The 13,013-nt window shown below is 57.8% G+C and carries 9 protein-coding genes; 7 read left to right on the forward strand and 2 right to left on the reverse strand.

Going from position 1 to position 13,013, the window contains the following annotated elements:
• Nucleotides 1-167: 167 nt before the first annotated feature.
• A complete protein-coding gene (locus CHU71_RS05870) occupies nt 168-5,180 on the reverse strand; it encodes a DEAD/DEAH box helicase (RefSeq protein ID WP_147760461.1) in 5,013 nt (1,670 codons plus the stop codon).
• A gap of 85 nt (nt 5,181-5,265) precedes the next feature.
• A complete protein-coding gene (locus tag CHU71_RS05875) occupies nt 5,266-6,834 on the reverse strand; it encodes a hypothetical protein (protein ID WP_147760462.1) in 1,569 nt (522 codons plus the stop codon).
• A gap of 127 nt (nt 6,835-6,961) precedes the next feature.
• Between CHU71_RS05875 and dhaK the strand changes: the two genes are divergently transcribed.
• The 7 genes from dhaK to CHU71_RS05915 all read left to right on the forward strand — a co-directional run bounded on the left by dhaK (nt 6,962) and on the right by CHU71_RS05915 (nt 13,010).
• Entirely contained in the window at nt 6,962-7,963 is a 1,002-nt protein-coding gene (gene dhaK / locus CHU71_RS05880; protein WP_147760463.1) for a dihydroxyacetone kinase subunit DhaK, read from the forward strand.
• A gap of 46 nt (nt 7,964-8,009) precedes the next feature.
• Nucleotides 8,010-8,621 carry a dihydroxyacetone kinase subunit DhaL gene (dhaL, locus tag CHU71_RS05885; protein WP_147760543.1) on the forward strand — a complete coding sequence of 204 codons (612 nt, stop codon included), beginning with the start codon at nt 8,010-8,012 and terminating at the stop codon, nt 8,619-8,621.
• Between the two features lie 3 nt (nt 8,622-8,624).
• Nucleotides 8,625-9,317 carry a dihydroxyacetone kinase phosphoryl donor subunit DhaM gene (dhaM, locus tag CHU71_RS05890; RefSeq protein ID WP_147760464.1) on the forward strand — a complete coding sequence of 231 codons (693 nt, stop codon included), beginning with the start codon at nt 8,625-8,627 and terminating at the stop codon, nt 9,315-9,317.
• Between the two features lie 154 nt (nt 9,318-9,471).
• Entirely contained in the window at nt 9,472-10,605 is a 1,134-nt protein-coding gene (locus tag CHU71_RS05900; protein ID WP_255456398.1) for a sensor histidine kinase, read from the forward strand.
• The gene (locus CHU71_RS05905; protein ID WP_147760465.1) at nt 10,602-11,279 is read left to right on the forward strand and encodes a response regulator transcription factor; all 678 of its coding nucleotides are present in this window, start codon (nt 10,602-10,604) and stop codon (nt 11,277-11,279) included. The genes CHU71_RS05900 and CHU71_RS05905 overlap by 4 nt, the downstream gene beginning before the upstream one ends.
• 73 nt (nt 11,280-11,352) lie before the next feature.
• Complete coding sequence (locus CHU71_RS05910; RefSeq protein WP_147760466.1) at nt 11,353-12,267, forward strand: ABC transporter ATP-binding protein; 915 nt, start codon at nt 11,353-11,355, stop codon at nt 12,265-12,267.
• Nucleotides 12,264-13,010 (forward strand): ABC transporter permease, encoded by a 747-nt coding sequence (locus CHU71_RS05915; protein ID WP_147760467.1) that lies wholly within the window; start codon nt 12,264-12,266, stop codon nt 13,008-13,010. The genes CHU71_RS05910 and CHU71_RS05915 overlap by 4 nt, the downstream gene beginning before the upstream one ends.
• Nucleotides 13,011-13,013 lie beyond the last annotated feature (3 nt).

Below are 13,013 nucleotides of genomic sequence, written 5' to 3' on the forward strand. Positions count from 1 at the left end.
TACAGCTAGCCTCAGTCTGTCACCTGCATGTGCGAAACATACGCTGTCTCGCCGAGCAAAATTGGTGCCCGTGAAATGATTCTTTCAGAGACTAAAAAGAGGAAGCGCCCGCGCTGTACTGAGGCGCAGACTCAACCCCGGTTAAATCGATGGCACGTCCCCCAGAGCTACTTATCTTCACCAACTTCCCTGATTCCTTGCACGATTCGTACAGTCTCCACCGCCACACGCGTGACCTTCGCGATGAGGTCCACGATGTACCGCGGATTTCCCATCTCGTCAGCCCAGTCGTTGGGGTCGTTGACGATTCCCGATGCCTTGTCCTTCTTCACCTGGTACCGGTCAATAATCCACGCCAGCGCGGACCGCGAACCGAGCATGTACTTGTCCGCCTCAGCCGGAATGTCGCGCACGGTCACGGACTTGTTGTAGACGAGAGTCGTAACGTCGTCGACGTTCTTCCCCGTCTCCGAGTCCTTCTTCTTCGCCCACTTCATCTTCTGCACACGCCACGTCTCACGGTCGTTCTCGTCTGCGGATGCCTTCACCTCCACCGTGACCGGCCACGGCTCCACGTCCTCGTAGTTCACATGCAGATCCATGAGCTCCCGGCCGGCGGCAGCCAGCTGGTCGAACCGCGCCCGCGACGTCGGCGTTTCGATATGCGGCAGCATCTTCTTCAAATCCGCCGCGTAGGCCTCCCGATAATTCGGGTCGTGCAGCTTGCCGTAGACAAAATGGAAGATATCGTCACCAGTGACATCCGCACCCAGGTCCTCACGGTAGAGCGCCTTGATCTCGTCGGTGATGTTGTCCTTGCGCACATACCCCGCAACAACCTCACCGACCTGCCCGTACATCGAGGACTCGCCTTCGCTTATCGACGCCCCTTCGCCAAACAACCCGCCATCTTCGGCATCCACGGGTTCCCAGGTGAAACGGGGGAAGAACTGCCCATTTCCGAGTAGCTGCACATCCGGCATCACATTCGAAGCAAGCACGGACCATCCAGAAGGACTGCTAGCCCCTGAAGTCTCGATACCGATATTTCTATGGTGCTGCGTCGGGAACATCGACGGCACCTGATACACCATGTCGTTGAGTTCTTTCGCAAAGTAACTTCGCTGTTTGAAAAACGGGCGGTACAACGAGGTGTACACACGGTCCGTATCAACCGTAATCTCAGTTCCGCGGGCTAACTCCTGCTTCAAGCTGCGGTTCCACGAACCTTGCATGCTGTCGACCAACTCAGGGTGTTGAGCGAACAACGCGTCGACGCCCCGCTTGCTTTCATCAAACCCACCGCTTCGCAATAGTTCTTGCGCTTGGCAGTAGTTCGCGAGGTGTGTCCCGATGTTTTCTACGAGTTGTGCAGTCGTACAAGAATTGGCCCACACATCACGGCCGGTTTTCAATCCAGCTGAGAACCTCGTGAAGAATTCCGTTGAGCTTCCCTTCTTCTCACCAAGCACCGGCCACGTCTCGAAGTCCTCATCGCGCTGATAGAGCCAGTCACCGTAAACATTTGGTTCGAGAATCTGCCAATCGACATTATCGAGCGTGGAGCGATCAACAATCGCAAGTTTTTCGTCTGCACTGAGGTAGTCGCCAATATCGCGGTAATGAATACAAACATCATCGGGAATTTCGCGCTTAACAGCGATAATTATCGAGACAGTGGCACGGCTTCCAGAGCCGAAGACCTTTCCTCCCTCTCTGCGCGATTGCTCGCCAGCAGTTCGTTGGTTTCCTCGGAGGTTGTACACGTAAATGTCGCTGAGTTCGTCCTCTAGCGAAAGGCGCACCCCATCGGCGGTGTTGCTGTCTATCCATCCGCCGTTGGACACGAACGCCATGACTCCGTGCGTACCGAGTCGATCGATGGACCAACGGAAAGCACGGAGGTAGGAGTCGTAGAGCGAGTTCTTGTTCGTCGCGGAGGAATTAGCGACGAAGGTTTCCTCAATACGCTTGTCCAGAGTCGGGTACTTGAGGTTCGCGTTGTTATCGTTCGCGCTCGTCTGGCCCACGGAGTAGGGCGGGTTGCCGATGATGATATTGATAGGAGCGTCGATTTGCCGTTGGATGGCGGCGTTGTTTTCCTTGAAGACCTTAAGGTCGAGGATGTCGCCTTCCTCGTGGATCTGGAAGGTATCGGCAAGTGCGATGCCGTCGAAGGGGACGTACTCGGGCTCGGGTTCGCCATTGCGTTGGGCGCGTTCGGCCTGGAGTGCGTTGTAGGTGGTCTCGATGTTGACGGCGGCGACGTAGTAGGCGAGCAGCATGATCTCGGTGGCGTGGAGCTCGGTTGCGTACTTGCGGACGAGGTCGTCGGGTTCGATGAGGCCGGACTGGAGGAGTCGGACCATGAAGGTGCCGGTGCCGGTGAAGGGGTCGAGAATGTGGACGCCTTCGTCGGTAAGGCCCTTGCCGAAGTGCCAGCGGGAGATTTGATCGGCGGAGCGGAGGATGAAGTCGACGATTTCGACTGGAGTGTAGACGATGCCGAGGGCCTCGGACTGCTTCTTGAAGGCTTTGCGGAAGAATCGTTCGTAGAGGTCTTTGATCACTTGCTGTTTGCCAGATGCGGAGGAGACCTCGGAGGCGCGCACGCGCACGGACTCGTAGAACTTGGTGAGGGATTCAGTCTCCGACTCGAGCTTGGCGTCGGACAATGCGTCGACCATGCGCTGCATGACGCGGGCGACCGGGTTGTGCGCGGCGAAGTCGTGCTCGGTGAACAGCGCGTTGAAGACCGGGGCAGTGATCAGGTGCTGCGAGAGCATGCTGATCGCTTCGTCCTCGGTAATCGAGTCGTTGAGGTTCCCGCGCAGGCCCTCGATGAAGACCTCGAATTCCTTGCGGATGGTGTCGTCCGCGGCATTGATGAGTGCCTTGATGCGGGCGATTTGTGCCTCGGCGATCGTGGCGACATCGTCAGCCCAGTCTTCCCAATAAGTACGCGTACCGACCTTGTCAACCAGCTTGACGTACATGGCCTCCTGCCAGGCCTCGAGGGAGAACAGCGTCATCTGCTCCGCGGTGAGTTCCTGTTCGCTGGAAGCTTCGGACTGGCCGGTTGGGGAGGCATCGGAAGCATTGAGCCTATTCTTGGCTGTGGCCGGATCGTCGTCGGCAGGCTTATCGTCTGGCTTCGGGTTCGACACGGGCTGTACAACGATGGGAAGCTCGACCTTCTCGTTGAGCGCAATCGAGTTGACCTTAGCGTTGAAGCGGTCATCGTGGGCGCGCAGGGCGTTGAGAATCTGCCAGACCACGCGGAAGCGCGTGTTGTCGTTGAGCGCCTGGGACGGGGAGACTCCCGGTGGGATGGCGACGGGCAGGATGATATAGCCGTAGTCCTTGCCCTCGGCTTTGCGCATGACACGGCCGACGGACTGGACGACGTCGACCATGGAATTGCGTGGGTGGAAGAAGATGACGCTATCGAGGGCGGGGACGTCCACACCTTCGGAGAGACAGCGAGCGTTGGTAAGGATGCGGGTCTCGTCCTCGGAGATGGAGGACTCGAGCCAAGAGATCTTGTTGCCGCGCTCGAGGGCGTTCATGGTGCCATCGACGTGCTCGACGGCGACCTGAAGATCGATGTTGAGCAGGCTGACGTCGTTGGTTGCCGCGTGCTCCTTGAGCTGCTCTTGGTACTGGCGGATGAGCGTGGGGAAGGTCTCCTGGATGATCTTCGAGGCCTTGATGTCCTTGGCGAAGGTGACGGTACGGCGCATGGGTTGTGCATTGGCCTCGAAGCCGGACTTCGTGTCCTGCTCGGCACCCGAACGCTTCGCGAGTCCGTTCCACGCGCCGATCATGGCAGAGGCAGTGCTGAGGTTGATTTCGTTGGTGGGGTTGGCGGCGAGGACGTCAGCGGCGATATCTTCCTCGACCGTCATGACGAGGACCTTGTAGTCGGTGAGCAGACCCTTGTCCACGGCCTCGCCGAAGCCGAGGCGGTAGAACTCTGGGCCGTAGATGGCCTCGTCATCCATGGAGGCAAGCTCTGCGGAATGCTCCTCGGCCTTGCCCTTGACGTTGTCATCGAACAGGCGGGGAGTCGCGGTCATGTAGAGACGCTTGCTGGCCTTGATGTATTTTTCGTCGTGAATCTTCACGAAGTTGGAGGCGTCTTCGCCTGCGAGGGTGACGCCGGTGGTGCGGTGGGCCTCGTCGCAGATCACGAGATCGAAGTCATCCATTCCGTACTCCGCTTGGGCCTCGTGAATGGCCTCAATGGACTGGTACGTGGAGAAGATGACGTTGATACCGGCACGACGCTTGCCCTGCGCGGTGCGCTCGGCAATGTCTTTGCCGTTGGTAGAGACCGGAACCTCCAAGTCATAGGAGGCAATGTCTTCAGCCTTTTTGGAGACCTTCGTATCCGAACAGACTGCGTAGGACTTCAGAGGCAGGTGCTCCTGGTTCTGTGCGGTCCATTCTTTTAACGTCTGCGAGAGCAAGGAGATGGAGGGAACGAGGAAGAGGACGCGGGCACGCCCGCCGTTGTTTTCCGCATACTGCTCCGCCAGACGCAGGGCGGTAAACGTCTTTCCCGTACCGCACGCCATGATGAGCTTTCCACGGTCGTGTGTTTCAAAGCCTGCGATAGCCTTCGAGATCGCTTCTTGCTGGTGCGGACGCGGGGAGAAAACCTCGCGCCGGGTGAGGTTAATTTCGATCTCAGAACCCGGGAAGGTCACATCCCAGTCGATAGGGGATTCTGCAATCGCTGCCGTGCCGATACGGTTGGTCGGGATGAGCTGGTGCTCCAGCATCGCTTCAGCATTCTTTGACCATCGCTCCGATGTAGAGATGATGATCCGCTGTGCGAAGGATTCTGTGCCCTTGTCTGTGGTAAACGAGCGTCCGGATGCCTCAAAGAAGGAATCGAGGTGACGCTTCTGAATATAGGTATCCGGCTTGTAGAACTTGCACTGGATGGCAACCCACGCGTCGTCATCGGCGCGCCGGGCAACAAGGTCGATGCCGGTGTCTTGCTTACCGCCGTTGAACTCCCAATCGCTCCAGCGGCTGACTTCCGAGAACTGCTCCTGAAGGACGGGATCGGTTCGAAAGTAGTTGACCATTAGTTTCTCGAACTTAATGCCGTACGAGCCTTGAGGCTGATTTTCACGGAGCTGGGTAAGGACTTCACCGAAAGCAGACATGGTGTCCATTATGGACTACACATGAGTTCTCCACTTCCAAATGGTGGCGATGTTGTGCAGCCGGAGTGGATGACTTGACCCATTATTAGAGCCCTGCATTCCTCATCATGCTTCGCCGTGTGTGAGAGATGAGGTAGTCGCTCAAGGGGCGGCCGGAGTGGATAGCGGCATCGTAAAGATAGTTGTGGAGGGTATCGGCACGCGAGCGGGGGCTGGTGCGTAAATCGAAGTCACGTTGGATCTGGGCGACTACGAATGGCACGGCGTTGATCTCGGAGACCGTGATTAGAAGTGCGGCGACGCTGCGCTCCACTGTGGCGTTGGTCGAGCTAAATTGCTTCGGTTTGTCGTGGGCTAGGGCGCTCAGGAGACGTCGAGTGGATGTCAGCAGTTCCGGATCGACCTCTGGGTGATCGTTAAACCACTCGGTGATAAGTGCGTCCCATTGCTTTACACCAGCGATAACGTCTGGGGCTAGGGCGCTGAGTTTGGTGTCCTCGGAGGGGAGAGGGGAATCGTCGAGCTGTGCGTCGAAGCGGGAGGTCACGGGGACGGGCATGCCAGGGCCGAGGCCGATGGCATCTGGGCCGTAGTCATAGGAGTCGAAGTCGAATTGTGCTTCAAGTTCCTTTCGGAAGCGCTTTCCTTCTTCCTCTAGTGCTGAGTCGAGCTGCCTTTGGATGTGGGCGGGGCGTCCTGAGACCTCGCCAGTCCAGGTGACGAACTTGGTGAGAACGCGTGGGAAGCACCGGAGGAATGAGCCACTGGCCATGACTTTACGGGCTACGAGGGTCAGAGCCATTTCAACACGCAGTGGGGACCAGTGGTACAGGTCGGCCATGGTGTAATTGGCTGTGATGCTGAGTAGCGTCTCGGTAGCATCGGCCTCCTCCTTCTTAAGCGGAACGGCATCCAGGAAGGCGGCCAATGTTTCTTCAGTTTCGGAAGTATCGCCTTCTTCAAGACGAATACGGCGGCCGATGATACCGGGACTGGAGACAGTAGCCGGGACATTATCTAGTAGTGAAAGCACCCAGCGCAGCAGCGGACGGGTGGTAGGCCAGCTTTCACCAGGGCCGTCGTCGACTGTGATCTCATCTAGCCAGATGGCGTTGCTGAGGAAATCGGCCAGGCCCTCCTGACTCGTAGGGCCGAAGCTCTCCATCGACTCATCCTTGGACATGATCTCCATAACCTGCTGTGCATTGGCCTCGGTGAGGAAACAGTCATAAATCGAGCCATTGCCGCCTGCTAGGTCAATGGAGACATTTACCGTCAGGGGCGCAGAGTGCGGGACGGATAGCTCGAGAGTGTAGTAATGGACATCCCCGTAGTACTGCGTAGCCTCGATGACGTTAACCACGCGGGCTTGCTCAAGGTGAGCAAGCCAGGTCGGTTCCTGCGGTAAGTCATCGCGCCGGGCGAGCTCAGCGCGATGGAGCTTTACGCGCTCTTTATCTTCATCCAGCAGGGCGGCGGCCCAGAGTACCGCGGTAGTCTCTGGGGCGGGGTTATCCCACATGGCTTCAAAGAACTCGGCAGGCTTTTGCGAGAAATCGTCATCCAGGGACAGGATCGCAGAGACCCACTGAAGTAGATCGATGGGGCTTGAACCGTGCAGGAAGGCCGCAAGGCCGGGCATGGAGGCATTCATGACACTAGAGTCTATCCATGTATCCGCGGCAGTGGGGCTGCGTTCATCTATGCGGATCCGCGTGTAGGCTCGGCACTGTTATAACCAGTGAAAATTGGGTTAATTCGACATCCCAAGGAGATTCGTGATGAAAAAGCTCATCAACTCACCGGAAAACGTAGTGGCAGAGTCTGTAGAGGGCTTCGCGCTGGCACACGGCGACATCGTCAAGCGCTTTACTGAGCCGCTGTTTGTGGCACGTGCGCAGAAGAAGGACCAGGGCAAGGTTGCGATTGTCTCTGGTGGTGGCTCGGGTCATGAGCCGCTCCACGCAGGCTTCGTGGGCCACGGCATGTTGGATGCGGCGGTGCCAGGCGCGATGTTTACATCGCCGACGCCGGATGCGATCCAGGCGGCGACCGACGAGGTTAATGCTGGCGCTGGTGTGCTCTACATCGTGAAGAACTACACCGGCGATGTTCTAAACTTCGATACTGCCGCTGAGCTGGCTGAGTTTGATGACATCGAGGTCAGCCAGGTCATCGTTGATGATGACGTCGCGGTGGAAGACTCCACCTACACTGCGGGCCGTCGCGGTGTGGCGGGCACGCTGCTCGTCGAAAAGCTTGCGGGCGCCGCGGCTGAGCGCGGCGATGACCTCGCTGCTGTCACGGCCGTGGCGAAGAGGGTCGTGGAGAACACCGCGACCATGGGTGCAGCACTGAGTGCTTGCACCGTGCCGCACGTGGGCAAGCCTTCCTTCGATTTGGCAGACGATGAGGTTGAGTTCGGCGTTGGTATCCACGGCGAGCCGGGCCGCAAGGAGATCCCGTTGGTCTCCGCGGACGATGTCACTGATCATCTCATGGAGCCGATTCTTGCCGACCTGAAGTTGGCAGAAGGCGAGCGCACCATCGTCGTAGTCAACGGCATGGGTGCCACCCCGGCATCGGAGCTCTACGTGGTCTATCGCCGGGTGGCACAGCTGCTGGAGAAAGCCGGCGTAAGCATCGAGCGCTCCCTCGTGGGCAACTTCGTCACCAGCCTGGACATGGCGGGATGTTCCGTGACCGTTATGCGCGCTGATGATGAAGACATCGCGCTGTTCGACGCCCCCTGCCATACCGCCGCACTACGCCAAGGAGAATAAAGTGACTTCTGTTGAAACTTTGAACGCCGAATGGGCCCTGGCTTGGATGAAGGGCTGCGCGGAGCAGGCCCACGAGCACCGCGAGGAGCTTATTGAGCTCGACCGCGTCATCGGCGATAGCGACCATGGCGAAAACGTGGACCGTGGTTTCCGTGCTGTCGTTGTGAAGCTTGAAGCAGATGCTCCCGCAAGCATCGTGGATGTGCTGAAGCTGACGGCCAAGACCCTGATGTCCACCGTCGGCGGTGCATCTGGTCCGCTTTTGGGAACTGCATTCCTGCGCGCTGCTAAGTCAGTCGGCGGTGACGAGCTCGATGGCGCTGGCGCGGCCGCGCTCATTGAGTCGGCGCTCGAGGGCATCACCACCCGCGGCAAGGCTCAAGAAGGGGAGAAGACCATGGTGGATGCGTGGGCGCCGGCGGCGCGTGCTGCCCGCGAGCAGGCTGATGCCGGGGCGGGAGTTGTCGACGTTCTGCGCGCGGCAGCCGATGCAGCAGCCGAAGGCGCCGAAGCAACCATCCCACTCGTTGCCACCAAGGGCCGTGCTTCCTACTTGGGCGAGCGCTCTGCTGGCCACAAGGATCCAGGTGCTGCTTCGACCGCGCTGTTTATCGCTGCAGCAGCGGCGGCGGCAGCCGCCGCTGTAAAGGAGGGCTAGGGCATGGCAGAACCGAAAGTGGGCCTGGTCCTGGTTTCGCACTCAGCTAAGCTGGCCGAAGGCCTTGCTGAGCTGGCTGGTCAGATGGCAGCTGACGTGCGTATCGCAGCCGCGGGTGGTCTGGAGTCCGGTGAAATCGGAACCTCGTATGACCTCATCGAGACGGCTATTAATAACCTGCTCGGTGAAGGCCTCGCAGTTGTTGTTCTCACCGACTTGGGCTCGGCAACAATGACCGTTGAGTCGGTCCTGGAGTTCCTTGACGATGAGCCGGTGAAGTTCGTGGACGCGCCGCTCGTGGAGGCTGCTATTGCTGCGGCTACTGCCGCGCAGCAAGGTGACGACCTTGACGCTGTTGCTACTGCTGCGGGTCGCGCTATCGAGGTGTTCGCGTCTAAGCAACCAGCGGAAAGTACTGACTTTGATGTAACCGATGCATATGAACGCAGCGTGACGGTGACAGATGCTTCCGGCTTGCACGCGCGACCGGCTGCCAAGATTGCTGAGATGGCTACCGAAGCAGAAGAAGACCTCCTCATCGCTTTTGACGGTGAGAAGGCCGATGCAGATTCCGCCATGATGCTGATGTCTCTGGGCGCTGCCCAAGGCGACACAGTGACGGTTATTGGCGATTCAGCGGATAAATCGATTGTCGACAAAATCGCTGATGCTATTGCGGACGGTCTCGATAACTAGGTCGACAGCACCTGGTAGATAACCTTGGCCAGCCGGTCCGGCACTATGTTGCGGGCTACGCGGGCTGCTTTGTCTTGGAGCTTGGATAAAAGGGGCCGACGAAATCGTACTCAGGCATGACTACTTAACTCATCGAACCGGATAGCGTAGAGGCGTGGAAGTCTTTTCTGATAGGCGAATGATTCGTGACCTGGCGGTGTCACTTTTATGCGGAGCGGCGTCTCTCATCGGTAGGGACCTGATGTCCCGGCCGCTCTTTGACTACCTGATTATCGCCTTGGTCGTGCTAGTGCCAATCATTAGCAGACGGTGGCCGCGCCTGGTGGTCTTCGTTGCATCAGTGGTGCTCTTCGCCAGCCTGTTCCAGGTGGAACTCACCGTAGGCATCATAATCCTTGCGGGGCAGGTCGCCTACATTATTCGCCGCAGGCTGGAAGAGCCCCTACGTCGAATAATGACTATAGGGATGCTTGCTGCGGACTTTATCGGCGTATTTTGGGTGAGCCAAACGGTACAGGAAGCAGCACAGGATATTGCGCGGCGCCTTTTCGTCGTGGGCTGGAGCCTACTGGTCCTTGCGGTATGCATGCTTGTGGGTGAACTGCGTAGGAGAGCAGAGGAAGAACGCACACGGGAGATTTCGCGTGCTTTAGAGAAACAACGCCTGGAATTCGAGAAAAGCTCGACGGAACAACGGGCGTTCATCGCACGTGAGATCCATGACGTCGTCACGCACTCGCTATCGGTCATAGTTGCCCAAGCCGATGGGGCGCTCTACACCAAAGACACGGAAGCGCAAGAAGAAGCTTTGAAGTCTATTTCCCGCGTGGGAAGGACCTCTTTGCGGGAGATGCGGGGAGTCGTGGGCTTGCTGCGCACAGGGGAAAAGCGCGGCACTCAACCGATGGCGGGATTCGGTGATCTTTCAGAACTCATTAACAGCGTTAGAAGCGCTGGCATTGCTGTGGGATATCGCTGCACAGGAACGCCACCTGAAGAGCTTTCCGCCGCGACGTCACTAAGTCTGTACCGAATTGTCCAAGAGGCTTTGACCAATGCGAACAAACATGGTGGCGGGCAAGCAGACGTACTAGTCGAATGGCTTGAAGGTATCGTCCGCCTTGAGGTGCGCAATGGATATATGGGTGATGCCCGAGGCGAGGGACATGGCATTGCTGGCATGAAGGAACGCGCGGAATTGGTTGGAGGCACCTTCCAACAGCACAGTGATGCTGGCACATGGATAGTAGAAGCAGAGTTACCCACAGGAGGAGGAAGTAAGCAATGAAAGTCGGATTGGTAGATGACCAGGTTCTCTTCCTGCACGGGATTGCCCAGATCATTAGTTCGCAGCCAGACATGGATGTTATTTGGCAAGCAAACGATGGCGAAGATGCGCTGACCCAATGCGTGGCCACGCCTGCTGATGTGGTGCTCATGGATGTACAGATGCCTGTGCGCGATGGAATTAGCGCCACTGCTGAGATCGTATCCACTCTTCCGGAGACGAAGGTCATCATTCTGACAACTTTCGATGACGAAGACTATGTAGTAGCCGGGCTGCGAGCAGGAGCGAGTGGCTTCGTGCTCAAGGACGCAGAGCCAGAGGAGCTACTAAGCGCGTTGCGCACTGTCTATCGCGGAGACGCGGTAATTTCACCCCGCGCCACTAAGCGCCTTGTCCACAGTATGAGGGATGATTCCACGGACGCGCTGAGTATTAGCGGCGCAGACCGTCGGGTACTTGAATCGCTGACTGCCCGTGAACAAGAAATCCTTGAAGCAATCGGGATGGGATGGTCAAACACAGAGATATGTGAGCGGATGTTCATCTCTATGCCGACCGTCAAGACGCACGTTGGACGAGTACTCGCCAAGACGAGTTCTAGGGACCGTGTACACGCAGCCCTTTTTGCCTATCGCACAGGAGTTGTCTCCCGTGCTGACCTGCTTAGCTCCTAATACCCCGGTATGACTCGCAAAATCGTGCCTCGCGGCGATGTGCGGCGTAGGCGCGCCGGGCAACGATTGAGTTATGAGCACAGAATATGTTGTCGAAACTCAGGGTTTGACCAAGGAATATAAGGGATTCAAGGCCGTCGACGGCCTTGATATGGCAATTGGCCACGGTGTCGTTCACGGATTGTTGGGGCCGAATGGTTCGGGCAAGTCCACGACCATGAAAATGCTTTTGGGTCTGACAAAGCCGACTAAGGGAAGCATCAGTTTGTTCGGCGAGCCTTTCGGGCCTAAGACGCGCAGCCGGGCCTTGGCCCGCACCGGCTCGCTCATCGAGCAGCCTTCGGCCTATTTGCACCTCACTGGGCGAGAGAACCTGCGCATCGCTGCGCGGCTTCTACGCGCTGAGGCAGAAGACGTGGATCGCGCAGTGCACCTCGTGCGGCTGGAAAAGCAGCTGGACAAGCAAGTAGCGAACTATTCCTTGGGCATGAAGCAGCGCCTCGGCATCGCAATGGCTATGATTCGTAACCCGCAGCTTCTGATCCTTGATGAACCAACGAACGGTCTTGACCCTGCCGGTATCGAAGAGATTCGCAATCTCATCGTCAGCCTCGCTGCCGATGAGGGGCGAACGGTTTTGGTTTCGAGCCACCTTCTCTCGGAAATCGAAAAGATGGCTAGTGAGCTGACCATTATTAATCGCGGGCAGTTGCTCTTCCAAGGTACAAAGCAGGAGCTTTTCCATTCCCAGCCGCCTGAAGTCTTTATCGAAACCCCGGACCCCAAGGAAGCGGCGCAAGCACTCGCGGGTATCTCAGTGCGCTTTGTAGAAGGTGGCATTCGGGTCCCGAACTTAAGCGAGCGCGACGTCGCGGGGGCTTGCGCGCAGCTCGTCAACCATGGCGTGCCCATCTACCAAGTACTGAGAACGCACCGCAGTCTCGAAGAGATCTTCATTTCGATTACGGGACGAGGTGGCTTGCAATGATGCTGCAGAATGAATATGCCAAGATGCGGCATACCCGGATGCTGCCGCTTGCCCTTGCTGTCACGCTCGCCATCGTTGCTTTTTCCAGTATTAATCTGGTGGGTGAGCACACCGCCGAACAATTTCAGCAAGATCCGCATAGTCAATGGGGCGGACATCTCCTTGGCTACATCATGGTGACGGCCTTCCTCACTCCGGTGCAGGTGGCATTGTTAGCCAGCCGCGCAGCCGATGTAGAGCATCTCCACGGCGGCTGGCGGCTTAATTCCATCGCCGGGTACCGCCGCGGTGGTCTGCTCCGCGCGAAGTTCGCAGCTTTAGCCCTTGTCCTGGCCGCAGTAAAGGTAGTTGAATTGCTCGCGGTCTTGACCACTCCATTCCTCTTTGGCGCACAGTCGATTGATTCACCCGGCACATGGGTTCTCACAGCAGCTGGTCTATATGGAACCTCGTGCGCACTGATGGCGATTTTCTTGTGGCAGGCAGCACGCCTGGAATCCCAGCTCGTGGTGCTCAGCACTGGGGTAGTAGGCGGCTTCCTCGGTGTGGCAGGAATGCTTTCCCCAACCGCGGTCACGCTCATTAATCCCTTCGGTTACTACGCAGTCTTATCCCCATTTACCTTCCGCCCCGAAGGCCTAGTGAGCATCGAACCACTGTGGATTCCATGGGCACTTTTCATCGCCGTTGTAACCGTCATCTTCACCGTGCTTTGTCGCACGCTTGACTCCCAGGAGGAATAAGTT

The organism is Corynebacterium sp. LK14 (assembly GCF_008042215.1).
GTDB classification, from domain to species: domain Bacteria; phylum Actinomycetota; class Actinomycetes; order Mycobacteriales; family Mycobacteriaceae; genus Corynebacterium; species Corynebacterium striatum.